This window comes from Caballeronia cordobensis (assembly GCF_001544575.2).
Lineage (GTDB): Bacteria > Pseudomonadota > Gammaproteobacteria > Burkholderiales > Burkholderiaceae > Caballeronia > Caballeronia cordobensis.
The window spans coordinates 42,912-69,261 of the sequence record NZ_FCNY02000018.1; the positions used below are offsets into that span (position 1 = coordinate 42,912).

The window sequence follows — 26,350 nt, forward strand, 5'->3', positions numbered from 1 at the left end:
GGCGTTTCGTGAAAAACGCCGGCTTTTCTTGCATGACGAGAACGCTCAGGTCCAGTTCTGCGTCGGCACGTGATCGCGGCTGCCCTTGATGCGGTTCTTTTCATCGACAAACACGAGGTCCGGCTTCCAGCCCGCCTTGATCTCCTCTTCGTCGACCGACGCGAACGCCGCGATGATCACGAGATCGCCCAGTTGCGCGCGGCGCGCGGCGGAGCCGTTCAGCGAAATCATGCCGCTGCCGCGCTCGCCCTTGATCGCGTACGTGGTCAGACGCTCGCCGTTATTGACGTTCCAGATGTCGATCTGCTCGTTCTCCATCAGGTTCGCGGCTTCGAGCAGGTTTTCGTCGATCGCGCACGAGCCTTCGTAGTGCAATTCGCAATGCGTGACCGTTGCGCGGTGAATCTTCGATTTCAGCATGGTGCGCTGCATGACGCCTCCTTCCTAATTGCCTTGATGTGCTTCAGATTTCGAGATTGTCGATGAGACGCGTCGCGCCCAGTTTCGCCGCCGCGACCACGACGAGCGGCGCGCCGGTTTCATCCGCGCCGGGCGCGAGCAGGTTCGAACGCTTGCGCACGCTGATGTAATCGGGTTTCCAGCCGCGTTCGGCGAGCGCGTTCATCGCGTCGCGTTCGAGCGCGGCGATATCGCGATTGCCCGACAGCACCGCCTCGCGCACGCGCTGAAGCTGCTCGGCGAGCTTCGGCGCTTCGGCGCGCTCATCGGCCGACAAAAAGCGGTTGCGCGAGGACAGCGCGAGGCCGTCTTCGTCGCGCACGGTCTCCGCCGCGACGATTTCGGTGGGCAGCGCGAACTGATGGCACATGGCGCGCACGATCATCAACTGCTGATAGTCCTTCTTGCCGAACACCGCGACGCGCGGCTGCACGCAGGACATCAGCTTCATCACGACCGTGCACACGCCCGTGAAGAAGCCGGGGCGGAATTCGCCTTCGAGGATATCGCCGAGATTGTGCGGCGGATGCACGCGATACTCCTGCGGCTCCGGATACATGTCCTTCTCGGTCGGCGCGAAGAGCACGTAGACGTTCTCGCGCTGCAGCTTTTCGATGTCGTCCTGAAGCGTGCGCGGATATTTGTCGAAATCTTCGTTCGGGCCGAACTGCAGGCGGTTCACGAAAATGCTCGCCACGACCGGATCGCCGTGCTGGCGCGCGAGGCGCATCAGCGAAAGATGGCCTTCGTGGAGATTGCCCATCGTCGGAACGAAGGCGGTTCGGTTCTGGCCGCGCAACTGGTCGCGCAGTTCATGGATGGAGCTGATGACTTTCATCGAGCGGGTGTCTCCTGTCTGCGCGGCGGGACGCGGCGCGGCGAAACAAGGGTAAAGGAAATTCTCAGGCGGGAGAGTACGCGAGTCTCACGTAAATGGGCGCGTAAGGCTCGGGCTGCGTGATCTCGATCAGCGATTCCCGCGACAGCTCCAGCATGGCGATGAAGTTCACCACGACCACCGGCACGCCGCGCGAGGTGTCGAAAAGCTCGGTGAATTCCATGAAGCGCGCGCTTTGCAGGCGCCGCAGGATCACGCTCATGTGCTCGCGCACCGAGAGCTCCTCGCGCGTGATCTTGTGATGCTGCACGAGCTTCGCCCGCTTGATGACGTCGGCCCACGCGGCGCGCAGGTCGTTCATGTCGACGTCGGGAAAACGCTGCTCCGCGGCCTGCTCGATATAGATGTCCGCGCGCAGGAAGTCGCGGCCCAGTTGCGGCAACTGGTCGATCTTCTGCGCGGCGAGTTTCATCTGCTCGTATTCGAGCAGGCGGCGCACGAGTTCGGCGCGCGGGTCTTCGGCGTCCTCGCCGGTGTCGGCCTTCTTGACCGGCAGCAGCATGCGCGACTTGATCTCGATCAGCATGGCCGCCATCAGCAGATATTCCGACGCGAGCTCCAGATTCGACTCGCGGATCTGGTCGACATAGCCGAGATACTGCGCGGTGACATCCGTCATCGGAATGTCGAGCACGTTGAAATTCTGCTTGCGGATGAGATAGAGCAGCAGGTCGAGCGGGCCTTCGAACGCTTCGAGAAAGATTTCGAGCGCGTCGGGCGGGATGTACAGGTCGGTGGGCAGCTTCCACAGCGGCTCGCCGTACAGATGCGCGATCGCGACGCCGTCGACGGTGTCGGGCGTCGAATCGGTCGCGGGCGTGGCGAGCGCCACGGCGCGGTCTTCGCGTGCGTCGTCCCGCTTCGCCTCGTTAGGCGAATGCGGTTCGCGGCCGGCTGCGCTCACGTTCAGAAGTTCTGGTAGTAGACGTAAGGCGTCTGGTTCACGCGCGATTGCTGCTGCTTGCTGCGCTCGTCGAGGTCGATCGGCTGCTTGTCCCACAACAGCGCGCGGCCGCGGCGCTGCTCTTCTTCCAGCGAGGGCTTCTGCTCTTTCAACTGATTGATGAACTGGGTGATATCCGATTGATACATGATCCGGCTTCCGTTGAGTCGAGGCGTGTTCGTGGGGCGAAGTTCGCGTGGGCGGCCAAGCCGCTTTTCGCCCGTGCGCCGCAATTTTACCGCAAGCGTGCCGCGGCAAGGCATCGCGTGGCGCATGTGTTCCGTGCCTTGAGCGCCGCACGCGCGTGCCGGTTTCGTGGAACCCGGCCGGAGGAAAGCCGTCCAATGGCGCACGTTTTGCGCGCGCCGGGCCGCTTTACGGCGTCGGCGCGTGCCGATGTGGTGAAATAGCGCCTGCGTCCTATTCGCGGCGCTGCAAGTTTTACCATTCCATGTCACTCATCCCGATGCCGGAGGTCACGTTTGGCGGGCCGTTCGTTTGATACGCTGCGCGCGAAGCGCGTGAAGCCGCATGGCCCGAGGCGCATGTCCGTCTTCTCGATGGTGTTCGTCGCGTTAGCCGCGTTCGGCTGCGCCGCGCCCGCTTTCGCCAAATACGAAGTCGATGTCGATGCGCCGCGCAGCGTGAAGAAGCTCCTCAAGGAGAACCTCGATATCGCCCGTTTCGCCAAGCGTGACGACGTGAGCGACGACCAGTTCCAGTTCCTCGTCACCGCGACGCCGAAGGACGTGCGCGATCTCGTCGCGACCGAAGGCTATTTCTCGCCGGTCGTGCGCACCGACGTGACGACCGAGGGCGACGAGCGCAAGGTCAAGGTGAGCGTCGATCCCGGCCCGCGGACGACGGTTGCCTCCGTGCAACTGCATTTCACCGGCGCGGTGACGACCGAAGACCGCGCGCAGGAGAACGCCGCGCGTTTCGCTTTTTCGGTCAATGAAGGCGATCCCTTCACGCAAGACGGCTGGAGCGACGCGAAAAATGCGGCGCTGCGGGCGCTGCAGTCCAGGCGCTATCTGGGTGCGAAGATCGTGCGCTCGCAGGCGCGCATCAATCCGCGCGCGCATATCGCCGATCTCTCGGTCACGTTCGACAGCGGCCCGACCTTCACGCTCGGCAAGCTCGACGTGAGCGGGCCGAAGCGCTATCCCGCGTGGATCATCGATCACGTCAATCCGATCCGGCAAGGCGAAATCTACGATGTCGCGCGCGTGAACGAGTTGCAGCGCCAGATCCAGAACACGCCGTATTACGCGAGCGTCGCGATCGACGCGGACGCCGACGTCAACAAGCCGGTCGACACGACGCTGCATGTGAAGGTGAGCGAGTATCCGTACAACAGCATCCGCTACGGCGTGGGCTACGCGACGGACACGGGATTTCACATTCAGGGCGCATATAGCTATCTGAACACCTTCAACGCGGCGTATCCGTTCACCATCTCGGGCCGGCTCGATCAGACGCAGCAGTACGGCCGCGTGCAGCTCGCCATGCCGCCGGATTCGCACGGCTGGGTGAACGCGGTGTTCGGCTCCTACACGATCACGGATGTATCCGACACGGATATCTACAGCGCGCGCGTCGGCGTGCAGCGCTCGCGCTCGCGCCAGAACATCGACACGACGTTTTCGCTCACGTTCTACGACGACCGCCTGACGCAGAACGAGCCGAATCCGTCGTCGGCGCGTGCGCTCGTGCCCGCGTGGACGTGGGTGCGGCGCGACGTCGACGATCCGCTCTTTCCGCGCCGCGGCAACATCATCCGCGCGGAGGCGGGCTTCGCCGTGAAAGGCGTGATGACCGATCAGACCTTCGCGCGCCTTTATACCAACGCGGTGCAGTACTTCCCGCTCGGCAAGAACGACCTGCTGCTGTTTCGCGCGGAGTTCGGCGGCGTGTTCACGAGCGGGCCGTCGAGCGGCGTGCCGGCATCGCTGCTGTTCCGCGCGGGCGGCGCGAACTCGGTGCGCGGCTACAGCTATCTGAGTATCGGCAATAACGTGTCGGGCTCGATTCTGCCGACCAAATATATGGTGACTGGAAGCAGCGAGTATCAGCACTGGTTCACGCACGACTGGGGCGGCGCGGTGTTTTTCGACATCGGCACGGCGACCGATACCTGGGGCGAGCGCGTGTTCCAGCCGGGCGTGGGCGTCGGCGCGCGCTGGCGCAGCCCGGTCGGACCGGTGAACGTCGACCTGGCGTATGGATTGAAGAACAAGAGCATCAAGCCGTATCTGACGCTCGGCATCGCGTTCTGATGGAAAAGGCATGACGGATTCGACTCATTCCGCCGACGCGCCCGCTTCCGGCGACGGCAACGCGGGCAACGCGGGCAACAACGAGACGCCGCCGAAAAAGAGCGGCTGGCGGCGCCTTGCGCGCTGGATCGGCGCGCTCGTGCTCGTCGTCGTGCTGATCGCCGCGCTCGCGGCCGGCGGCGTGCTGTTCGTGCTGACGACCGAGCGCGGCACGCGCTACGCGTGGGACGCGGCGACCTCGCTTCTCAAAGGGCAGTTGACCGGCAAGCTCGACGGCGGCGCGATCGCGACCGGCCTGCGCTTGCGCGACGTGCACTGGAAAGACGGCAAGGGCACGGATATCGCGGTGGATAGCGTCTCGGGCCGCTGGGCACTCACGCGCGAGCCGCTGCGCTTCACGATCGACTATCTGCATGTCGGGACGATCGACGCGCGCATCGCGCCATCGAACGAGCCGAGCAAGAAAACGGCGTTGCCCAACGATTTGCGCATTCCGATCCAGCTCGCGATCCGCGATCTGTCGGTCGAGAAGCTGCGTCTGCATCAGGGCACGACGACGACCGAATTCTCGCGCCTGCTGTTCAATGGCCGCAGCGACGGCCAGCATCACGAAGCGACGGTCCAGCGCCTCGACACGCCGTTCGGCTCGGTCACGGCGGCGGCGAAGCTCGACGGCGGCGCGCGCCCGTTTCCGCTGTCCGGCGACCTGGGTTACGCCGGCAAGGTCGCCGGCGAAGCGGTGAACGTGAGCGCGCGGCTCTCGGGCTCGCTGGAAGACCTGATCGCCGATATCGACGCGAGCGGCATGAAGCTCAAGGGCCAGGCGCACGTCGAAGCGCTGCCGTTTGCCGACGTGCCGCTCAAGTCCGCGCTCGTCACCTTCGATCACGTCAATCCGCAGTCGTTCGCGCCGGGCGCGCCCGAGGCCGATCTCGCCGTGCGCGCCGAAGTGAAGCCGGTCGAGAGCGCCGACCCGAAAGCGTTCGTCGTCGCCGGGCCGGTGTCGATCGTGAACGCGAAGCCCGGTTCCATCGACAAGAAACTGCTGCCGCTCATCGACGCGCGCGCGAACGTGCGGCTCGACGCCGCCGAGCAAAGCATCACCGATCTGAATGTGCGGCTCCTGAAGAACGCGTCCGTCACGGGCGGCGGATCGCTCGCGGGCGGCAAGGGCAAATTCGACCTGAAGGTGGCGAAGCTCGATCTGAACGCGATCGAACCCATGCTGCGTCCGACCGATTTCGCCGGGCCGATCAGCGTCGTGCTCGCGGGCGACACACAGACGATCACCGCCGATCTCAACGACCCGAAAGCGGCGCTGCGCGCGCAGGCGAAAGTCAAGCTCGACCCGAAGCAGACATTGCTCGACGAAGTGAAGCTGACGGTCGGCAAAGGCCGCGTGGAAGCAAGCGGCGCGCTCAAGAAAGACGCCCATTCGAGCTACGACCTGAAGGCGAAGTTCGTCGATTTCAATCCGCTTCTGCTGCAACAGCAGTTGATCGCGCCGAAGCCCGCGCCGGCGAAGAAGGGTGCGACGAAAAAGGCGGCTGCGCCGCCGCGCACGATCGAGGCGCGCGTGAACGGCACGCTCGCGGCGTCCGGCCAGCTCGCGCCGACGCTCACGGCGAAAGCCGCGTTCAAGCTCAACGACAGCATGTACGACAACCTGCCGCTCACGGGCGAAGGCACCGTGCAGGTTGCGGGCACGCGGCTGTTGCCGAGCAAGGCGTCGCTCTCGGTCGCCGGCAACGACGTCGATCTGAACGGCAGCTTCGGCGCGCCGGGCGATCGCCTGCGCTTCAAGGTCGATGCGCCCGCGCTCGAACGGCTCGGCTTCGGCATCGCGGGCACGGTGAAGGCGGACGGCGATCTGACCGGCTCGATCGCGCATCCGAATGTCGTGGCGAACTATCAGGCCGATGGCGTCGTGTTCGGCGCGAACCGCCTCGGCCACGCGGAAGGCCACGCCGATATCCGCGACGGCGCGAACGGCCCGCTCGTCTTCACGCTGAAAGCGCGCGATTTCAGCACGCAAGACGTCGAAGTCGCGAATCTCGACGCGAATCTGAACGGCACGCGCCTGCATCACACGCTCGACCTGACCGCGACAGGCAAGGTGCGCGGCCAGCCGGTGAATCTCGCGGCCGCGGCGAACGGCAAGTTCACCGACGCGCCCGACGGCCCGCACTGGGACGGCGCGATCACCAAGCTGTCGAACAAGGGCACGCCGTCGCTGAATCTCGAAGCGCCGCTGTCGGTGAGCTACGGCCCGCAGCGGCTCGTGCTCGGCGCGACGCGGCTCGTCGCGGAAGGCGCGGTGCTGAATCTGAAATCGTTCGCAATGGAAAACGGCCGCGTGCAATCGACGGGGACGCTCACGAACCTGTCGGTGCCGCATCTGCTCGAAGTGCGCCGGGAGCTGACGGGCGCGGAACCGCCGATTCGCACCGATCTCGTTTTCGACGGCGACTGGAACTTCGCGCTCGGCGCGACCGCGACGGGCTACGCGCAGATCAAGCGCCGCAGCGGCGACGTGACCATCGACGGCGCGCGCGGGCTTGCCGCGCTCGGCATCACCGACATCACGGCGCGCGCCAATTTCACCGATGGCAATCGCCTGAACGCGTCGCTGCATGCGCAGGCGAGCCGCATCGGCGTGATCGACGCGAACGTGCACACGCCGCTCGTCAATCGCGACGGCATGCTCGCGATCGACGATAACGCGCCGCTCACCGGCGGCATCGACGCGAACATTCCCGAACTGCGCACGACCGGCGGGCTGCTCGGCGCGAACTATCTGCTCGGCGGCAAGATCGCGCTCAAGCTGGTGATCGCGGGCATCGTCGCGAAGCCGAATCTGTCGGGCTCGCTCACCGGCGACAACGTCTCGGCGACCGTCGTCGATCAGGGCGTGCAACTGAAGGACGGCACGATCCGTATCGCGCTGTCGGAGAATCTCGTTGATCTCCAGCGCGTCGAATTCCACGGCGCGAGCGGCACGCTGCGCGCGACCGGCAAGGTGCGGCTCGACGAGCAAAACCCCGATCTCACGGCGAGCATCATCGCGGACAAGCTGGAACTGTTCGCGTCGCCGGACCGCGAGCTGATGCTGTCGGGCGAAGCAAAGATCGCGAACGCGGGCTTGCAGGGCGGCATGGCGATCGACGGCAGTTTCACCGTCGATCACGCGCTGATCGATCTGCCCGAATCGTCCGCGCCCTCGCTCGGCGACGATGTCGTGATCGAACGCCCCGATGGCACCATCAAGGGAGAAAACACGGACAAGCAGATCGTGGCGGCGAGCGAGAAGCCGGTCGGGCCGTTCACGCCGCGCGCGAACATCGAGATCAACCTGGGGCAGAAATTCCGCTTCAAGGGCGCGGGCGCGGATCTCGGGCTCGCGGGCACCATCACCGCGACGAGCGCGCCGAACATGCCGCTGCGCGCGGTCGGCAATATCCGCGTGACGACGCCGGGTTCCTCGTACACGGCGTTCGGCCGCAAGCTGAATATCGAGAACGGCTTCTTCACGTTCAACGGACCGGTGGCCAATCCCGGCATCAACATTCTGGCGATGCGGCGCAATCAGGAAGTCGAGGCGGGCGTGCAGGTGACGGGTACGGTGCAGGCGCCCGTCGCCAAGCTGATCTCCGAGCCGAACGTGACCGACAACGAAAAGCTCTCGTGGCTGCTGTTCGGCCACGGCACGGATCAGGGCAATAACGTTGGCCAGCAGAGTGCCATGACGAGCGCGCTCGCGCTGCTCGGCAGCAAGGGCGGCGCGAAGATCGCGCAGACGGTCGGGCTCGACGAGTTCACCGTCGGTTCGAGCGAAGTCGGGCTGACCGACCCGCAAGTCGTGCTGCTGTCCAAAGCGATCAACGAGCGGCTCGTGATCGGCTACGAACAGGGACTGCAATCGGCGAGCAACGCGGTCAAGGCGACGCTGAGCCTCTCGCGCTTCTGGTCGGTGACGGCGTATGGCGGCACGTATCAGGGCGTCGATCTGTCGTACACGCGCAGGTTCAATTCGTGGGCGCGGTTGTGGTCCGGCTCGCCGGGAACGCAGGCCGTGCAGCCGTCGGCAGCTTCGGGCGCGTCGGGGGTGAGCGCGCCGTTCGGGGCATCGGCTACGGCGGTGGATTCGGACTGATCGCCGGATCAGGCATGACTGCCGCAGACAACGAATACGCCATTGGGCAGCGTGCGCAACATGATCCGGCTTGCTTCGAACGACATGCCGCGGCCATCGCGGTGATGCAGAAAAGCGAGCACGCCGCCGCCGATGAAATGCAGCGTGTGAGAGGTCGTATCAGACGTGGTCACGACTTCATGCCGTAAAACCTGCGCGAGATCGCCGATCTGCACCTGACGAATCTCGGGGATCGTCCCGCTGATGGATCCGTCTTCGGTGAGGATGTACTTGTCTCCGTCTCTGCCTTCGATCAACTGACTGCCATCGGGAAAATCGGTGCGTTTTCCACCGGGAATGTCGACGAATGCACCGTTCGGCGCCGTCGCGCGTGATGAATTTTTGGGTCGTTCATCTGTCATCGCGTCTGCTTTTTGTTTGATCAGGAAAGCAGAGTAAAACGCAGACGCGCAGAAGAATCAACGCTTGCCAATTGGCATAAAAAAAGGCCACGCACGTTGTGCGTAGCCTTTTCGTGGCGGCGGGACGTTGGGACGGCGCGCCTTACTTCACGCGCATGCCCGGCTTTGCGCCGCCGTGCGGCTCCAGGATATACAGGCCCGGTTCAGCCTTCTCGTCAGCCGCCGACGCCGCCAGCACCATCCCTTCGGACAGGCCGAACTTCATCTTGCGCGGCGCGAGATTGACGACCATCACGGTGAGCTTCCCGATCAGATCTTGCGGCTGATACGCCGACTTGATGCCGGAGAACACATTGCGCGTCTTCTCTTCGCCGACATCGAGCGTCAGTTGCAGCAGCTTGTCGGAGCCTTCGACCGCCTTGCAATCGACGATCTTCGCGATGCGCAGATCGACCTTCGCGAAGTCGTCGATGGAAATGACGCCGGCATCGTCCTGTTTCTTCGCGACGGTCTTGGCCGGAGCGGCCGCCGCCGTCGCTGTCGCCGTTTCCGCGGCCGGCGCGAGCGATTCGCGATTGGCCGCCAGCAACGCCTCGATCTGCTTCGGATCGACCCGCGTGGTCAGATGCTTGTACGCATTGATCGCGTTTTCCGACGACAACGGCTTCGCGGCGTCGGCCCAGACGAGCGGCGCGATGCCCAGGAACGACTCGACCGATTCGATGAGCTTCGGCAACACCGGCTTCAGCGCGAGCGACAGCAGGCGGAACGCTTCGAGGCTCACGCTGCATGTCTCGTGCAGCGCGACGGCGTTCGCCGGGTCTTTCGCCTGCTCCCACGGCTTCGCGGTATCGACGTAGGCGTTGACGGCGTCGGCGAGTTCCATCGTCGTGCGCAGCGCGCGGCCGTACTCGCGCGATTCGTAGAAAGCGGCGATCTGCGAAATCGCGGCGCGCAGTTGACCGAGCAGCGGATGATGCATCGCGCTGTCCTGCACGCGGCCGTCGAAGCGCTTGATCAGAAAGCCCGCCGCGCGGCTCGCGATATTTACGTACTTGCCGACGAGATCGCTGTTCACGCGCGCCTGGAAGTCATCGAGATTGAGGTCGATGTCTTCCATCGTGCTGTTGAGCTTCGCCGCGAAGTAATAGCGCAGCCACTCCGGGTTGAGGCCCGTGTCGATCACGCTCTGCGCGGTGATGAACGTGCCGCGCGACTTCGACATCTTCGCGCCGTCGACGGTGAGAAAGCCGTGCGCGAACACGTTCGTCGGCGTGCGATGGCCGGAGAATTCGAGCATCGCCGGCCAGAACAGCGTATGGAAATACAGAATGTCCTTGCCGATGAAGTGATACTGCTCGGCTTTCGAGCCGGGCGCGATCCACGCATCGAAGTCGATGCCCGCGCGGTCGGCGAGATTCTTGAAGCTCGCGTAATAGCCGACCGGCGCATCGACCCAGACGTAGAAGTACTTGCCCGGCGCGCCGGGAATCTCGAAGCCGAAGTAGGGCGCATCGCGCGAGATGTCCCAGTCGGCGAGCTTCGCTTCGCCCTCGTCGCCGAGCCACTCGCGCATCTTGTTGGTCGCTTCCGGCTGCGCAAGGCCGCTGACCCAGCCGCGCAGGAATTGCTCGCAGCGCGGATCGGACAGTTTGAAGAAGTAGTGCGTCGACGTCTTGCGGATCGGCGTCGCGCCCGAGACGACCGAATACGGATTGATGAGTTCGGTCGGCTGATAGGTCGAGCCGCAGACTTCGCAGTTGTCGCCGTATTGGTCCTTCGCGCCGCACTTGGGGCACTCGCCCTTAATGAAGCGGTCCGGCAGGAACATTTCCTTGACCGGGTCGTAAGCCTGCTCGATATCGCGCGCTTCGATCAGGCCCGCCGCCTGAAGCGAGGTGTAGATCGAGTTGCACAGGACGCGGTTTTCCTCGGCATCGGTCGAATAGTAGTTGTCGAACGAGATGCCGAAGCTGTCGAAGTCGCGCTTGTGCTCTTTCCACACGCGCTCGATCAGTTGTTTCGGCGTGATGCCTTCCTTCTCGGCGCGCAGCATGATCGGCGTGCCGTGGGTGTCGTCGGCGCCGACGTAGTAGACCTCGTGGCCATGCATTCGCAGCGCCCGAACCCAGATGTCCGTCTGAATGTATTCGACCATGTGGCCGATATGAATCTGACCGTTCGCATACGGCAGCGCGGACGTGACGAGGATCTGGCGGCGGCCGCTTTCGTGGGCCGAAGCGGTCGGCGCGGCGGAGGCAGTGGCTGAAATCGGTGCTGACATAGAGGGCGCGGCCTGGGGTTTGAAATGCTTGGGTTGCGAAAATACGCGGATTTTGATTTTAGCAGGGTGGCGTGGCGGGGCTTTGGCGACGCTTCAGAACGAAATGATCCGCCAGGGCGTGCGCAAGTCCGAACTCGCGCGTCGTCTGAACGTGCATATGCCTCAGGTGGACCGTCTGCTCGACCCGCGTCATTCGTCGAAGATCGAAGCGATCGAGGCGGCTTTCCGTTCGCTCGGCAAGCGCCTGAATATCTCGGTTGCGTGAGCGTCGCGCAAAATCGCGCGCGCAAAAAAAACCGGGGTCCAATCGGGCCCCGGAGCAACAACGACAAGAGGAGAATGGCAGGTGATGGCCTCGCCATCCACCTACCGTAAGAACAGACAAGCGCCGCACGCCCAAGTTTCAATTTTTTTTCAGCCTGATGCGCGCACCTGCCGGCCGGTTCGCGCCGCCATCGTCGCGGCGGCGGTTTCCTCTTTCAAATCAAGCGCTTTACTGAACTTGCTGGCCCGGCTGCGCGGTCGCGCGCAGATAGATTTCCACGCGACGATTCTGCGCGCGGCCGGCTTCCGTCGAGTTGTCCGCGATCGGCTGGTTCTGGCCCATGCCCTGCGACGACAAACGCTGCGCCGGGACGCCGTGCGTCGAAATGTACGAAGCGACGCTCTGCGCGCGATTCTGCGACAGCGTCTGGTTGTACGCCGGCTGGCCCGTGTTATCCGTATGGCCGATGACGTTGGCGATCAGCTCGGGATGCTGCTGCATCGTCTGCGTGACGGAATTGAGCACCGGATCGAACGACGGCTTGATCGCGTAGCTGTTCGTGTCGAACGAAATCGAATTCGGAATGTTCACCTTGAGCGAGCCGTCTTGCTGTTCGGTCACTTGCGTGCCCGTGCCCTTCGAGTCGCCCGAAATCTTGTTCTTGATCGACTGCCAGTTGTAGCCGACGATGCCGCCCGTGGCCGCGCCCGCAGCCGCGCCGATCGCCGCGCCCTTGCCGCCGCCGAAGATCGCGCCGATCGCGGCGCCGGTTGCCGCGCCAGCGCCGGTGCCGACCGCCGTGTTGGTGCCCTGTTGCGTCTGGCAGCCCGCCAGCAGCGCGCCAGCGACGACGAATACGGACAGACGGGTCAAGAGTTTAGTGTTCATCTACGATCTCCTTTGAATCGACAAGCGGATTCGGCAAATGGCGCCGACAGTGCGAAAGGGTCTTCGGACGAGCCTTTGGACGAGCCTCTACAATAATGAGAAAGACGTCCATCTGCCCGATTCGATGCGTCCCCGGAAAGATTTGCAGCGGCATAGTGCAGTGCACGAGCCGCCGGGCGCAATGGCGTTAACAATTACTTTCAATTTCTTCAGTCTGTTGCGCCCGCCGAAGGCGATAAGCAACAACCGTTCCAATGGAGTCCCGATGAGTATTGACCGCGCCAAGATCGACGCCGCACTCGCCACACTGACCGATCCGAACACCAACCGCAAGTTCGCCGATACCAAAAGCATGCGCAATGTCACGGTCGATGGCGGGAACGTCGCGGTGAGCGTCGTGCTCGGCTATCCGGCGAAGACGCAGTTCGGCGCAATCCGCGAGCAGGTCGAGACCGCGCTGCGGCAGGTGCCCGGCGTCGCGAACGTCGCCGTGGACGTGTCGTCGCAAGTTGTCGCGCATGCGGTGCAGCGCGGCGTGAAGCTGCTGCCGAACGTCAAGAACATCATCGCGGTGGCGTCGGGCAAGGGCGGCGTCGGCAAGAGCACGACGGCTGCCAACCTCGCGCTCGCGCTCGCGGCCGAAGGCGCATCGGTGGGCATGCTCGACGCCGACATCTACGGCCCCTCGTTGCCGATGATGCTCGGCATCACGGGGCGCCCCGAGTCGCCCGACAACCAGACGATGAACCCGCTCGAAGGCCACGGCATCCAGGCGAATTCGATCGGCTTTCTGATCGAGCAGGACAACCCGATGGTCTGGCGCGGCCCGATGGTCACGTCCGCGCTCGAACAACTGCTGCGTCAGACGAACTGGAAGGATCTCGATTACCTCGTCGTCGACATGCCGCCGGGCACGGGCGACATTCAGCTCACGCTGTCGCAGAAAGTGCCGGTGACGGGCGCGGTGATCGTGACGACGCCGCAGGACATCGCGCTGCTCGACGCGAAGAAGGGCTTGAAGATGTTCGAAAAGGTCGGCATTCCAATTCTCGGCATCGTCGAGAACATGAGCACGCACATCTGCTCGAACTGCGGCCACGAGGAGCACATCTTCGGCGCGGGCGGTGGCGAGCGCATGGCGAAGGAATACGGCGTGGAGATTCTCGGGCAACTGCCGCTCGATATCGCCATTCGCGAGCGCACCGATACGGGCCGGCCGACCGTCGTGTCGGACCCGGACAGCCGCATCGCGGAAACGTATCGCGCGATCGCGCGCCGCGTCGCGATTTCGATTGCCGAGCGTCAGCGCGACATGACCTCGAAGTTTCCGAGCATCGTCGTGCAGAACACCTGATTTCGAGCATTCCAACGAATCTTCGCGAGCCTTGTGCAATGCGGCTCGCGGTATCATGTCGCCTTCGATGCGCGGCAGCGCGGACGCAAAGGGCGTTCGCGGGCCGCCGAGAGGATCGCATGAGACACAGATTCGACGGGAGGGCAGCAAGGACGCCGGGCGCCTTGATCGCGATGGCCGTTTTCAGCGTGATGCTGAGCGGTTGCGGCCTCATCTTCCAGAATCACGAGAAACGCGCGGACGCGGTGCTTCAGCCGACGCCCGGCAACGCGGCGCGCGGCACCGTCACGCTGATCGAGCGCGCGGACGGCGTCCAGGTCTCGTACAGTCTCACCGACATGCCGCCGAACAGCGATCACGCGCTCGCCGTGCACGAGCGCGGCGATTGCATCGCCGTGAACGATCAGGACGCGAGCCCGGTCTTCGCGCTGCCCGCCGAGCGCAGGAAGGCAAGCGCGCGCCTCGAAGGCGAGCTCGGCAATATCCACGCGGACGCAACCGGTTCGGCCACGGGCTTCATCGTGGCGACGGACGTCTCGCTCGACGGCGTGCGCTCGGTCATTTCACGGGCGATCATGCTGCACCGCGAAGCCATGGACCCGTATGCGAGCGCCCCGCACAACGTCGGCCCGGCGCTCGCCTGCGGCGTGATCCGCCGCTAGTCGCGCGGCGACACGCACGCAGGTCTCGGCCGCTCGACCAATCGCGTAAAATACGCGCTTTCGTTCGTCAGACGGCGCGGCGTCACAAGCCCGCAGCCTTCACAGCCAGGTAACGCCCCCTATGAGCATCAAGTCCGACAAGTGGATTCGCCGCATGGCGGAAGAGCACAAGATGATCGAGCCGTTCGTGCGCGATCAGGTGCGCGTGGCCGAGGACGGCCGCAAGATCGTGAGCTACGGCACGTCGAGCTACGGCTACGACATCCGCGTCGCGGACGAATTCAAGATCTTCACGAACATCAATTCCACGATCGTCGACCCGAAGGCCTTCGATGAAAAATCGTTCGTCGACTTCAAGGGCGATGTCTGCATCATTCCGCCGAATTCCTTCGCGCTTGCGCGCACGGTCGAATACTTCCGCATCCCGCGCTCGTGCCTGACCGTCTGCCTTGGCAAGTCCACGTACGCGCGCTGCGGCATCATCGTCAACGTGACGCCGTTCGAGCCGGAATGGGAAGGTTACGTGACGCTCGAATTCTCGAATACGACACCTTTGCCTGCCAAAATCTACGCGAACGAGGGCGTCGCCCAGGTTCTGTTCTTCGAAAGCGACGAGATCTGCGAGACGTCGTACGCGGATCGCGGCGGGAAGTATCAGGGGCAGCACGGCGTGACCTTGCCGAAAACCTGATCGCGCTTATTAGAACGCGCACGCACTAAAGCTTGTCGAAAGACCGCTCGCCTCGGGATTGCGTCCCGGCCAGCGGTCGTTTCCATTCTGGAGATTCGCCTCATGAAGTTCCGCTTTCCCGTCGTCATCATCGACGAAGACTTTCGCTCCGAGAATATTTCGGGTTCCGGCATTCGGGCGCTCGCCGAGGCGATCGAGAAAGAAGGCGCCGAAGTGCTCGGCCTGACGAGCTACGGCGATCTCGCCGCGTTCGCGCAGCAGTCGAGCCGCGCGTCGTGCTTCATTCTTTCGATCGATGACGACGAACTGTTGCCCTACGCGGACAACGTCGTGGTCGAGGGCGACACGCCGGAACTCGCGTCGGCCATCGTGGCGCTGCGCGCGTTCATCAACGCAGTGCGCCGTCGCAACGCGGACATCCCCATCTTCCTGTACGGCGAAACGCGCACGTCGCGCCATTTGCCGAACGACATCCTGCGCGAGCTGCATGGCTTCATCCACATGTTCGAGGACACGCCGGAATTCGTCGCGCGCCATGTGATTCGCGAAGCGAAGGTGTATCTCGATGCGCTCGCGCCGCCGTTCTTCAAGGAACTCGTGCAGTACGCGGACGAAGGCTCGTATTCGTGGCACTGTCCGGGGCATTCGGGCGGCGTTGCGTTCCTGAAGAATCCGCTCGGCCAGATGTTCCATCAGTTCTTCGGCGAAAACATGCTGCGCGCGGACGTCTGCAACGCAGTGGAAGAACTCGGCCAGCTGCTCGATCACACCGGCCCGGTCGCGGCCTCGGAGCGCAATGCGGCGCGCATTTTCGGCGCGGATCACCTGTTCTTCGTGACCAACGGCACCTCGACGTCGAACAAGATCGTGTGGCACGCGACGGTTGCGCCCGGCGATATCGTGCTGGTCGACCGCAACTGCCACAAGTCGATCCTCCACGCGATCATGATGACGGGCGCAATTCCCGTGTTCCTCACGCCGACGCGCAATCACTTCGGCATCATCGGACCGATTCCGCGCGACGAATTCAAGCCGGAGAACATCCGCCGGAAGATCGAGGCGAATCCGTTCGCGCGCGAGGCGCTGGCGAAGAACCCGAAGATCAAGCCGCGCATCCTGACGATCACGCAGAGCACGTATGACGGCGTGATCTACAACGTCGAGATGATCAAGGACCTGCTCGGCGACATGCTCGACACGCTGCATTTCGACGAAGCCTGGCTGCCGCACGCCGAGTTCCACTCGTTCTATCAGGACATGCATGCAATCGGCGCGGGCCGTCCGCGCACCGGCGCGCTCGTGTTCGCGACGCACTCCACGCACAAGCTGCTCGCGGGCATTTCGCAGGCCTCGCAGATTCTCGTGCAGGACAGCGAGAACAGCACGTTCGACCGCCATCGCTTCAACGAGGCGTATCTCATGCATACGTCGACGTCGCCGCAATACGCGATCATCGCGTCGTGCGACGTGGCCGCCGCGATGATGGAAGCGCCGGGCGGCACGGCGCTGGTGGAAGAATCGATCGCGGAAGCGCTCGATTTCCGCCGCGCGATGCGCAAGGTCGATGCTGAGTACGGCGACGACTGGTTCTTCAAGGTCTGGGGTCCGGACGCGCTGGCCGAAGAGGGCATCGGCGACCGCGAGGACTGGATGCTCAAGCCCAACGACCGCTGGCACGGCTTCGGCCCGCTCGCGGAAGGCTTCAACATGCTCGATCCGATCAAGGCGACGATCATCACGCCCGGACTCGACGTGGACGGCGAGTTCGGCGAGAGCGGCATTCCGGCCGCGATTGTCACGAAGTATCTGGCGGAGCACGGCATCATCGTGGAGAAGACGGGGCTTTACTCGTTCTTCATCATGTTCACGATCGGCATCACGAAGGGCCGCTGGAACTCGATGGTCACCGAACTCCAGCAGTTCAAGGACGACTACGACAACAACCAGCCGCTCTGGCGCGTGTTGCCGGAGTTCGTCGCGCAGCATCCGTCGTACGAGCGCATCGGCCTGCGCGATCTGTGCGAGCAGATTCACAGCGTCTATCGCGCGAACAACATCGCGCGCCTGACGACCGAGATGTATCTGTCGAGCATGGAGCCGGCGATGAAGCCTTCCGAAGCGTTCGCCAAGCTCGCGCACCGCGAGATCGACCGCGTGCCTATCGACGAGCTCGAAGGGCGCGTGACGTCGATCCTGCTGACGCCGTATCCGCCGGGCATTCCGCTCTTGATTCCGGGCGAGCGTTTCAATCGCACGATCGTCGAATATCTGCGCTTCGCGCGCGAGTTCAACGAGCGCTTCCCGGGCTTCCATACGGATATCCACGGGCTCGTCGGCGAGATGATCAATGGGCGCATCGAGTATTTTGTCGATTGCGTGCGCGATTGAGGTGATGCAAAAACAAACGGCCCGCAAGGGCCGTTTGTTCATTCGAGGCTTGATGACCGATTACAGCAAGCCTTCGGCCTTCATGGCCGCCTGCACGCCGTGACGCGCGCCGACACGTTCCTGATACGCGACGAGCGCCGGCCACTTGCCGAGATCGAGATCGATGTGCTTCGCCCAGCCGAGCACGGTGAAGAGATACGCATCGCCGATGCTGAATTCGTTGCCGAGCAGAAACTGCTTGTCGTCGACCTGTTGCGCGACATAGCCGAGACGGCGCTCGAGATTCGCCATGGCCGCGGCTTTCCAGTCGCTGCTCGCAGCCGGGTTGAAGAACGGCGAGAAATTCTTGTGCAACTCCGTGCCGATGAACGTGAGCCAGCTTTGCAGGCGATAACGCGCCATGCCGTCGCTGAGCGGCGCGAGGTGCTTCGCCGGAACCTGGTCAGCGACATACTGCATGATCGCCGGGCCTTCGGTCAGCAATTCGCCGTTGTCGAGCAGGAGGGCGGGCACGTAGCCCTTTGCGTTGATCTGGGTGAAATCCGCGCCGCTCGCGGTGAGCTTGGTCTTGAGATCGACGGCTTCGATTTCGTAAGGCAACCCTGATTCTTCGAGCGCGATATGCGATGCAAGGGAACAGGCGCCTGCTTTGTAGAACAGTTTCAAAACTTTTCCTCCGGGATGAGTCGGTGCGATTATGAACGAAGTCGTACATGCACAACATCCAGGAGCGTGAAACTGATTGTGTCGTTTGGTGAAAGTGTCAGTCGAGAATGAAATCGCGCGGCGGCGCGAAGGGTTTCGGCGGCATCTCAAAACCCGCATCTTTCGCCATGTCATGCAACGCGACCTCGATCGCCTCGCAGATCGCATTCAGCGCGAGATCGTTTTCTTCGAGCCCGAACGGGTCCTCGATCTGCGCGGCGATCGCCTCCAGCGCCATGAACGCGTAGGCGACGAGCAGCGCGAAAAGCGGTGTCAGCAGGCCCGCGCCATCGACGAGCCCGAAAGGCAGCAGCGCGCAGAAGAGATAGATCGTGCGGTGGATCATCACCGAATACGAGAACGGCAGCGGTGTGGATGCGATGCGCTCGCAGCCGCCGATCACATCGGACAGTGCATTCAGATTGTGTTCGATCGCGAGCAGCGCGTAGCCGTCGATGGCGCCCTGGCGCTTGCGATCGGCGACCCATTCGCCGAGCCAGAGCATGATCGTGGCGGGCCGAAATTGCGCCGACGCCACGCGCGCATGCAGTTCAGGCGGCAGGCGCGGCGCGAGATCGATGAGGGCGTCGGAGCCGCGCAACTGATGGCGCAGCGCGTGCGCCAGTGCGCCCAGCGCGCTCAGAAAGCGCCGTGACTCGGCTGCATCGCGCGGCTCGGGCAGCGACAGCGCCTGGCGCCCGAGCGAACGCGACGTGTTGAGCAGCGCGCCCCACAGCTTGCGGCCTTCCCACCAGCGCTCGTAGCTCGCGCTGTTGCGAAAGCCGAGAAACACCGCGAGCGCGATGCCGACGAGCGCGAACGGCGGCGTGCCGAGCCCGATCGGATAGTGGCGCATGTGGTCGTGCATGAAAATCGCCGCGACCGACAGCGCGAAGATCAGCCCGAGGCGCGGCAGCAGTTGCGGCAGCACCGAACCGCGCCATACGAACAGCAGCCGGAACCAGTTGAGCTTGGGGCGGATGATCATGGCCGGGCGTATCGATGAGCACAGTGGACGACCATCGGATTATCCCGAAATTAATCGGCGCGGGGTCGAGACATGAAGACGCACGCGGCAAAAAGAAAGGCCGTCATCGCGGACGGCCTTGTCTCGAAGCGCGAAGCGTCAGGGCATCACAGCGCCGCGCGCGCCGCCTGCGCCGCCGCGCGCACCTGATCGGGCGCGGTGCCGCCCGGATGATTGCGGCTCGCGACCGACCCTTCGAGCGTCAGATATTCGAACACGTCCTCGCCGATGAGATGCGCGACGTTCGGCAACTCGATACGCATCGCGTCCAGCGACAAATCCGCGAGGTCGCAGCCGCGGTCGTCGCAGATACGCACCGCGTGCGCGACCGCTTCGTGCGCATCGCGGAAAGGCAGGCCGCGCTTCACGAGATAGTCCGCGAGATCGGTCGCGGTCGAGAAGCCCTGCAACGCCGCCGCGCGCATCGCCTGCGGCTTCACCGTGATGCCCGCGGCCATTTCCGCGAAGATGCGCAGCGTGTCCGCGACCGTATCGACGGTATCGAAGAGCGGTTCCTTGTCTTCCTGATTGTCCTTGTTGTACGCGAGCGGCTGGCCTTTCATCAGCGTAAGCAGCGCCATCAGATGACCGTTCACGCGGCCCGTCTTGCCGCGCGCGAGTTCGGGCACGTCGGGGTTCTTCTTCTGCGGCATGATCGACGAGCCCGTGCAGAAGCGGTCCGCCAGATCGATGAAGCCCACGCGCGGGCTCATCCACAGCACGAGCTCTTCGGAAAAGCGCGAGACGTGCGTCATAACGAGCGCGGCGGCCGCCGTGAATTCGATCGCGAAATCGCGGTCGGACACGGCGTCGAGCGAATTCGCGCAGATGCCGTCGAAGCCGAGCGTCGCGGCGACCGCCTGACGGTCGATCGGATAGCTCGTGCCCGCGAGCGCCGCCGCGCCCAGCGGCAGGCGGTTCACGCGTTTGCGCGCGTCCTGCATGCGTTCGGCGTCGCGCGAGAACATCTCCACATACGCGAGCAGGTGATGCCCGAACGTCACCGGCTGCGCGACCTGCAAGTGCGTGAAGCCGGGCATGATGGTGTCGGCGTGTTTCTCGGCCATGTCGATGAGCGCGAGACGCAAGTCCTTGAGCAACGCGCCGATGCGGTCGATCTCGCCGCGCAGCCACAGGCGGATATCGGTCGCCACCTGATCGTTGCGAGAGCGGCCGGTGTGCAGGCGCTTGCCGGCATCGCCGATGAGCGCCGTCAGACGCGCCTCGATATTCAGATGCACGTCTTCCAGATCCAGCTTCCACTCGAACTCGCCGCGCTCGATTTCGCCCTTGATCTGCGTCATGCCGCGCTCGATCGCGGCGAGGTCGTCGGCGCTGATGATTTTCTGCGCCGCGAGCATCGAGGCGTGCGCGAGGGAGCCTTGAATATCGACGAGCGCGAGACGTTTATCGAAGAACACCGACGACGTGTAGCGCTTGACGAGCTCCGACATCGGCTCGGAGAAGCGAGCCGACCAGGCTTCGCCTTTTTTGTGGAGTTGGGACGTCATGGTGTTCTCAACGGAGGTTGGGTTCGATGCGGCTTCGGGAAGTCGGGAATTTTAACATTCGACACTATGGCGACCCGACCAGAATCACGAGCTTCAAATCCTCGCGGTGCGCCGGCTTGAAGGTGATCTGATTGAACACGATCCGCCCGCGCGACGGGTGATCGAACGCGCGCTCGCCGCCTTCGCGCTCGAACACGTCCTGCGAGGCCCAGTAGCGCGCGAAGGCATCGCTCGCGGCGGAGAGCGAGTCGATGAGCGCGCGCATCGGCGCATCGTTCAGATGGCGGATCGAGTCGGCGCGGAATTCGGCGGCGAGCCGCCGTGCGCGGGTGTCCCAATCGACGATCAGCGCGCGCGCCGCCGGCGACGTGAACGTGTAGGTGAGCAGATTGCGGTCGTTCGCGCCGTCGAGCCAGCCGACGAAGAGATCGGCCGCATGCTCGTTCCAGCGCAGCGCGTTCCATTGACGGTCGAGCACGTAGGCCGGCGCGCCGATCAGCGCGACCGTCTGCAACAGCGCCGCGGGCGCGTCCTGCGAGGCGGGGTCCGGCTCGGCGGGATCGCGCTGGGCGGCGAGTTCGAACAGATACGCGCGTTCGGCGCGCGAAAGCTGAAGCGCGACCGCGATGCGCGCCAGAGCGTCGGCGGACGCGGAGACCGGGCGGCCTTGCTCGATCCACGTGTACCAGGTCGGGCTTACGCCGCACAGTTGCGCAACTTCCTCGCGGCGCAATCCCGGCGTGCGTCGGCGCGGTCCGGGCGCGAGCCCGACGGCCTGCGGCGAAAGCCGTTCGCGATGCGCGCGGATGAATTCGCCGAGCGCGTGCGCGGCGGTTTCGGTCTGAGGTTCTGGACGTTCGGGGCGGCTCATACGGACTGCGTCGGCTGGTGTTTCGGATACCAGGATATCTGCTCAACTTGTACTGGTACAAAGCGCGCTCTATTGTAGCGGCACACGCCTAGGGTCTGTTCACCTATAAAACGTGCCTACGTTGCCCCGTAAAGGGCCGATCGCAAGGAATGCGACGAAGCTAATACCGGGCGTATTCGCGAGGAGCATGACGCGGCGAGCGGCCCTTTACGGGGCAACCCCTGAATTTTGAATTTTATCTAGGGGAACGCCCGAAATCGGCCGCATTGCGGCGTCGCGCGTCGCTTGTTTGGAGCGGCCAAACGGCGCGCCGCGCTCCTTGCACTGCAGCCGATTTCGGGCATTCGCATGCACGTTTTATAGGTGAACAGACCCTCCAAACCGGAGCACCCACGATGAAACACCACGATCAAGTCGCCGACGCGTTCGGCTCGACCGCCGCCGCCTATCTCACGAGCCAGGTTCACGCGAGCGGCGCGGACCTGGAGAACCTCGCCGCGACCTTCGCCGCGACGTGCGGCAATGCGCGCGTGCTGGACATGGGATGCGGCGCCGGTCACGCGAGCTTTGCCGTCGCGCCGCACGTGCGCGAAGTCGTCGCCTACGACATCGCGCCGCCGATGCTCGCCACCGTCGATGCCGCCGCGAAAGATCGCGGCCTCGCGACCATCCGCACGCAGCAGGGCGCGGCGGAAAAGCTGCCGTTCGACGACGCCTCGTTCGACTGGGCCGTGAGCCGCATGAGCGCGCATCACTGGCGTGACGTGCCGGCGGCGCTCAAAGAAGCGCATCGCGTGCTGAAGCCGGGCGGGCGGCTCAAGTTCATCGATATCGCGGGCATTGACGATCCGCTCTACGACACGCACATTCAGGCGATCGAACTCCTGCGCGATGCATCGCATATCCGCGACTATCGCGCCGACGAATGGATCGCGATGCTCGACGCCGCCGGTTTCGACGCGCGCGTGACCGAACGCTGGCGCATTCCGCTCGAATTCGAATCGTGGGTTGCGCGCATGCGCACGCCGCCAGAACGCGTCGCGGCGATCAGATCGATGTGGAAGAACGCGCCCGATGAAGTGCGCCAGTACTTCGGCGTAGAGGAAGACGGCTCGTTCGAGCTGGACGCGATGATGATCGAGGCGAAGCGGCGCGACTGACGCCGCTTCGCCCGGCACGCGCATCAGCCGGTATTGCGCAATCCCGCCGCGATACCGTTGATCGTCAGGTGAATCCCGCGCCGCAGCCGCACGTTCTGATCGCCGGCGCGGTGGCGCTTGAGCAGTTCCACCTGAAGGTGATTGAGCGGATCGAGGTACGGGAAGCGGTTCTTGATCGAGCGCGCGAGCAGCGGGTTGTCGGCGAGACGATCGGCTTTCCCGGTGATTTCGCCGAGCACGTCGCACGTGCGCTGGTGCTCCGCGACGATCTTGTCGAACACGAGCTTGCGCAGCTTCTTGTCGCTGACGAGCTGCGCATAGCGCGACGCGACGGCGAGATCGGTCTTCGCGAGCACCATGTCCATGTTCGACAGCAGGTTCTTGAAGAACGGCCACGTCTTGTGCATCTTGCGCAGCATGGCGAGGCGCTTCGCGCGTTCATCGTCGGAGCCGGCTTTGTCGAGATAGGCCGTCACCGCGCTGCCGAAGCCGTACCAGCCCGTGAGCAGCAGACGGCATTGTCCCCACGAGAAACCCCACGGAATCGCGCGCAGATCCTCGATCTTGCGCTGCTTCGGGTCCTGCAGCTTGCGCGAAGCCGGCCGGCTGCCGATGTTCAGTTCCGCGATCTCCGAAATCGGCGTAGAGAGGAAGAAGTAGTCGGTGAAGCCGGGCGTCTCGTAGACGAGCGCGCGGTACGCCGCCATCGCGGAGTCGGAAAGCGTCTGCATCGCCGCTTCGAATTGCGGCAGTTGCGCGGGCGCGTTTTCGTGCGGCAGCACCGAGGCTTCGAGCGTCGCGGCGACCACCGTCTCCAGATTGCGCCGCCCGATCTCCGCGTTGGCGAACTTGCTCGCGATCACTTCGCCCTGTTCGGTGAGGCGGATCTGCCCGTCGACGGTGCCGGGCGGCTGCGACAGAATCGCCTGATAGGTCGGGCCGCCGCCGCGTCCGACCGTGCCGCCGCGCCCGTGGAACAGCCGCAGCGTCGTGCCGCGCGCCGTGAAGAGCGTGACGAGCGCCAGTTCCGCGCGATACAGCTCCCAGTTCGACGTGAGAAAGCCGCCGTCCTTGTTGCTGTCGGAATAGCCGAGCATCACTTCCTGCTCGTTGCCCTGATTCTCGATGAGCGCGTCGATGCCCGGCAGCGCGAAGAACTCGCCCATGATGACGGACGCGTTGCGCAAATCTTCGATGGTTTCGAAGAGCGGAATGACCATGAGGCCGTCGCGCGGGGAATCGTCCTTCGCGCCGAGGCAGCCGTGCAGCACGCCGGTTTCCTTCTGCAGCAGCATCACTTCCAGCAGGTCGCTGACGGTTTCCGTGTGCGAGATGATGTAGTTGCGCACCGCGCGCGCGCCGAATTTTTCGCGCGTCTCGCGGGCCGCTTCAAGCACGCCGAGCTCGCTTTTTGCGAGATCGGAATACTGCGCATACGGAAGACGCAGCGGACGCGGCTGCGCGAGTTCCTTCAGCAGCACCTCGCGCTTTTGCTCTTCGGACAGCGACGCGTAATCCGCGACCACGCCCGCGCGCGCGAGCAGTTCCGAAATCACGGCTTCGTGGATGTCCGAGCTTTGCCGCAAGTCGATGCTCGCGAGATGGAAGCCGAAGACTTCCGCCGCGCGCACGAGCGGCGACAGACGCAGGATCGACATCGACTCGCCGTGATGTTCGGCAAGCGAGTCGACCAGCACGTGCAGATCGCCCACGAACTCGGCGGAATCGGCGTAGGGCGTCGCGCGAATCTGCGGCGCGCCTGGTCCCGCGCTGCGCACCGAAACCACGCCTTCGCCGAGCCGCACGCGCGCGCTCGCGGCAAGCCGCGTATAGATGCCGATGAGCGCGCGCCGGTACGGCTCGTCCGTGCGATGCGGCGACTGATCGGGCGACGCATCGGCGAGCGCTTTCAGTGCATCGCTCGAACCGGCCAGCAGATTCGACACGGACAGTTCCGCGCCGAGCTTGTGCACCTCTTCCAGATAGTGCTCGAAGATCACGATCGCCTGACGCGTGATCGCGGTTTCGAGCGTTTCGCCCGTGACGAACGGATTGCCGTCGCGGTCGCCGCCGATCCAGCTACCCATCTGGAAGAACGGCGGCAGGCGCACGGGCAGGCCGTGCTCGGCAAGTGCGGCTTCGATATCGGCGTAAAGACCGGGGATTTCCGCGAGAAAAGTCGCGCGGTAGTAAGACAGCGCGTTGTCGATTTCATCGGTCACGGAAAGGCGCGTGTCGCGCAGCATGCGTGTTTGCCAGAGCGAGGTCACGCGCGCGCGCAGCACGGCTGCGTTATTGGCGCGCTCACGGGCGGTCAGTTCCTGATCGCGCTCGGCGAGCAGGCGCGCGATGTCGTGCTGCGCGTCGAGAATGCTCTTGCGCGACACTTCGGTCGGATGCGCGGTCAGCACGGGCACGATCAGCGCATCGCCGAAGAATTTTTCGAGCATCTTGCGCGTCGCGCTGATGTTCTTGTGCTCGCGCATGCGCTCGATCGCATAGGCGATGGTGCCGGGCTGCGAGCCCGAACCGGCGAGCGCGTGAATGCGGCGGCGCCGATTGTGATGACGGTCTTCCGCGATATTCGCGAGATGCGAGAAATAGCTGAACGCGCGCACGACCGAAACCGTCTGTTCCGGCGACAAGGCGCGCAGCTTCTTTTCGAGCGTCTGGGAGGCTTCGACGTCGTCCTCGCGGCGGAATTTCACGGCCGTCTGACGGATGGCCTCGACCACATCGAACACGGCGTCGCCTTCCTGTTCGCGCAGCACTTCGCCGAGCAGCCGGCCAAGAAAGCGGATGTCTTCGAAGAGCGGGCGGTCCTTGTCGTCGCGCGTGCGGCTCGCGGGTCTCGGCGCCGGCGTGCCGTTCGCGCGCGGTGTTTTTGCGCGAACGGTTTTCGCGGCGATGGCTTTCTTCGCCGGCTTCGGCGCGATGGCCGCTTTCGACGCTTTCACCGCGGTTGCGGCCTTCGCGGCCTTCGTGACGATGGGCGACGACGCCGGGCGGGGCGCGTCGGAGGAGGAAGACTGGGGCGATGCGGCATTGCGGCGCGTCGGGCGAGCCGATCCAGAAGACGTCACGTTGGGTTCCTCTCAGAAGCTGCGAAGCCAGGCACATCGACAGGATGCCGCAACCTTTAGAGGGCGCCGCATCGGACAGGAAACCGCACACCGCGCGAACGGCCGTGCGTCAAACCGGCGAATGCATGCCGCGGCGTCGGGCGCGCCACGGCGCGTTCATCGCGCGCGAGGCGGCAACCGCTGCCGTTCGCGCCGGTGAAAACACACCGTGGACGCCCCGAAAGGCGCACCGGACAAGGCTCTCGCGCGCTGCCCGTGTGTCGGTGGACCGTGGCGTGCGTGCTACCATTGTTCGCTAATGTCTATTCATCCATCCCGTCATTCGATC

20 protein-coding genes are annotated in these 26,350 nt (G+C 64.2%); 8 read left to right on the top strand and 12 right to left on the bottom strand.

Annotated features, from left to right (window positions below):
• Positions 1-45 precede the first annotated feature (45 nt).
• The 4 genes from panD to AWB70_RS28350 all read right to left on the bottom strand — a co-directional run bounded on the left by panD (position 46) and on the right by AWB70_RS28350 (position 2,452).
• Entirely contained in the window at positions 46-432 is a 387-nt protein-coding gene (gene panD, locus AWB70_RS28335; RefSeq protein ID WP_014190681.1) for an aspartate 1-decarboxylase, read from the bottom strand.
• 31 nt (positions 433-463) lie between these two features.
• Positions 464-1,297 (bottom strand): pantoate--beta-alanine ligase, encoded by an 834-nt coding sequence (gene panC / locus AWB70_RS28340; protein ID WP_053567650.1) that lies wholly within the window; start codon positions 1,295-1,297, stop codon positions 464-466.
• A 64-nt stretch (positions 1,298-1,361) separates the two neighbouring features.
• The gene (locus tag AWB70_RS28345) at positions 1,362-2,189 is read right to left on the bottom strand and encodes a segregation and condensation protein A (RefSeq protein WP_041730950.1); all 828 of its coding nucleotides are present in this window, start codon (positions 2,187-2,189) and stop codon (positions 1,362-1,364) included.
• Between the two features lie 74 nt (positions 2,190-2,263).
• A complete protein-coding gene (locus AWB70_RS28350; RefSeq protein ID WP_175582480.1) occupies positions 2,264-2,452 on the bottom strand; it encodes a DUF3460 family protein in 189 nt (62 codons plus the stop codon).
• Between the two features lie 330 nt (positions 2,453-2,782).
• Here AWB70_RS28350 and AWB70_RS28355 point away from each other — a divergent pair, with 330 nt between their 5' ends.
• Complete coding sequence (locus tag AWB70_RS28355) at positions 2,783-4,579, top strand: autotransporter assembly complex protein TamA (RefSeq protein WP_053567651.1); 1,797 nt, start codon at positions 2,783-2,785, stop codon at positions 4,577-4,579.
• Positions 4,580-4,589: 10 nt separating this feature from the next.
• The gene (locus AWB70_RS28360) at positions 4,590-8,732 is read left to right on the top strand and encodes a translocation/assembly module TamB domain-containing protein (RefSeq protein ID WP_053567652.1); all 4,143 of its coding nucleotides are present in this window, start codon (positions 4,590-4,592) and stop codon (positions 8,730-8,732) included.
• Between the two features lie 8 nt (positions 8,733-8,740).
• On the opposite strand, the gene AWB70_RS28365 is transcribed toward AWB70_RS28360, so the two are convergent.
• Together AWB70_RS28365 and metG are read right to left on the bottom strand one after the other, a co-directional pair.
• Positions 8,741-9,133 carry a hypothetical protein gene (locus AWB70_RS28365; protein ID WP_053567653.1) on the bottom strand — a complete coding sequence of 131 codons (393 nt, stop codon included), beginning with the start codon at positions 9,131-9,133 and terminating at the stop codon, positions 8,741-8,743.
• A gap of 142 nt (positions 9,134-9,275) precedes the next feature.
• Positions 9,276-11,417 (bottom strand): methionine--tRNA ligase, encoded by a 2,142-nt coding sequence (gene metG / locus AWB70_RS28370; protein WP_053567654.1) that lies wholly within the window; start codon positions 11,415-11,417, stop codon positions 9,276-9,278.
• Between metG and AWB70_RS39640 the strand changes: the two genes are divergently transcribed.
• On the top strand, positions 11,395-11,682 hold the full coding sequence (locus tag AWB70_RS39640) for a hypothetical protein (protein ID WP_200826446.1): 288 nt from the start codon (positions 11,395-11,397) through the stop codon (positions 11,680-11,682). The two genes, metG and AWB70_RS39640, sit on opposite strands and share 23 nt — an antisense overlap.
• Before the next feature lie 228 nt (positions 11,683-11,910).
• Here the strand turns inward: AWB70_RS39640 and AWB70_RS28380 are convergent, their stop codons facing one another.
• Positions 11,911-12,570 (bottom strand): YiaD family glycine zipper/OmpA-like lipoprotein, encoded by a 660-nt coding sequence (locus AWB70_RS28380; RefSeq protein ID WP_014190690.1) that lies wholly within the window; start codon positions 12,568-12,570, stop codon positions 11,911-11,913.
• Between the two features lie 265 nt (positions 12,571-12,835).
• Here AWB70_RS28380 and apbC point away from each other — a divergent pair, with 265 nt between their 5' ends.
• The 4 genes from apbC to AWB70_RS28400 all read left to right on the top strand — a co-directional run bounded on the left by apbC (position 12,836) and on the right by AWB70_RS28400 (position 17,665).
• Positions 12,836-13,924, top strand: coding sequence for an iron-sulfur cluster carrier protein ApbC (apbC, locus tag AWB70_RS28385; RefSeq protein ID WP_014190691.1), 1,089 nt, complete (start codon positions 12,836-12,838; stop codon positions 13,922-13,924).
• 119 nt (positions 13,925-14,043) lie between these two features.
• Positions 14,044-14,586: a superoxide dismutase family protein gene (locus AWB70_RS28390; protein ID WP_014190692.1), complete on the top strand. Its 543-nt coding sequence runs from the start codon at positions 14,044-14,046 to the stop codon at positions 14,584-14,586.
• A gap of 121 nt (positions 14,587-14,707) precedes the next feature.
• Positions 14,708-15,277, top strand: a complete 570-nt coding sequence (gene dcd, locus AWB70_RS28395; RefSeq protein ID WP_014190693.1) for a dCTP deaminase — start codon at positions 14,708-14,710, stop codon at positions 15,275-15,277.
• Positions 15,278-15,379: 102 nt separating this feature from the next.
• Positions 15,380-17,665, top strand: coding sequence for an arginine/lysine/ornithine decarboxylase (locus tag AWB70_RS28400; protein WP_014190694.1), 2,286 nt, complete (start codon positions 15,380-15,382; stop codon positions 17,663-17,665).
• 60 nt (positions 17,666-17,725) lie between these two features.
• Here AWB70_RS28400 and gstA read toward each other — a convergent pair whose 3' ends face one another.
• The 4 genes from gstA to AWB70_RS28420 all read right to left on the bottom strand — a co-directional run bounded on the left by gstA (position 17,726) and on the right by AWB70_RS28420 (position 21,779).
• The gene (gstA, locus tag AWB70_RS28405; protein ID WP_053567655.1) at positions 17,726-18,331 is read right to left on the bottom strand and encodes a glutathione transferase GstA; all 606 of its coding nucleotides are present in this window, start codon (positions 18,329-18,331) and stop codon (positions 17,726-17,728) included.
• Between the two features lie 97 nt (positions 18,332-18,428).
• Positions 18,429-19,358, bottom strand: a complete 930-nt coding sequence (locus AWB70_RS28410) for a bestrophin family protein (protein ID WP_053567656.1) — start codon at positions 19,356-19,358, stop codon at positions 18,429-18,431.
• Between the two features lie 146 nt (positions 19,359-19,504).
• Positions 19,505-20,908 (bottom strand): argininosuccinate lyase, encoded by a 1,404-nt coding sequence (gene argH, locus AWB70_RS28415; protein WP_014190698.1) that lies wholly within the window; start codon positions 20,906-20,908, stop codon positions 19,505-19,507.
• 64 nt (positions 20,909-20,972) lie between these two features.
• A complete protein-coding gene (locus AWB70_RS28420) occupies positions 20,973-21,779 on the bottom strand; it encodes a helix-turn-helix transcriptional regulator (protein ID WP_053567657.1) in 807 nt (268 codons plus the stop codon).
• Between the two features lie 395 nt (positions 21,780-22,174).
• On the opposite strand from AWB70_RS28420, the gene AWB70_RS28425 reads away from it, so the two are divergent.
• On the top strand, positions 22,175-22,939 hold the full coding sequence (locus AWB70_RS28425) for a class I SAM-dependent methyltransferase (protein WP_053567658.1): 765 nt from the start codon (positions 22,175-22,177) through the stop codon (positions 22,937-22,939).
• Positions 22,940-22,962: 23 nt separating this feature from the next.
• On the opposite strand, the gene ppc is transcribed toward AWB70_RS28425, so the two are convergent.
• A complete protein-coding gene (gene ppc, locus AWB70_RS28430) occupies positions 22,963-26,022 on the bottom strand; it encodes a phosphoenolpyruvate carboxylase (RefSeq protein WP_053567659.1) in 3,060 nt (1,019 codons plus the stop codon).
• Positions 26,023-26,350: the final 328 nt, after the last annotated feature.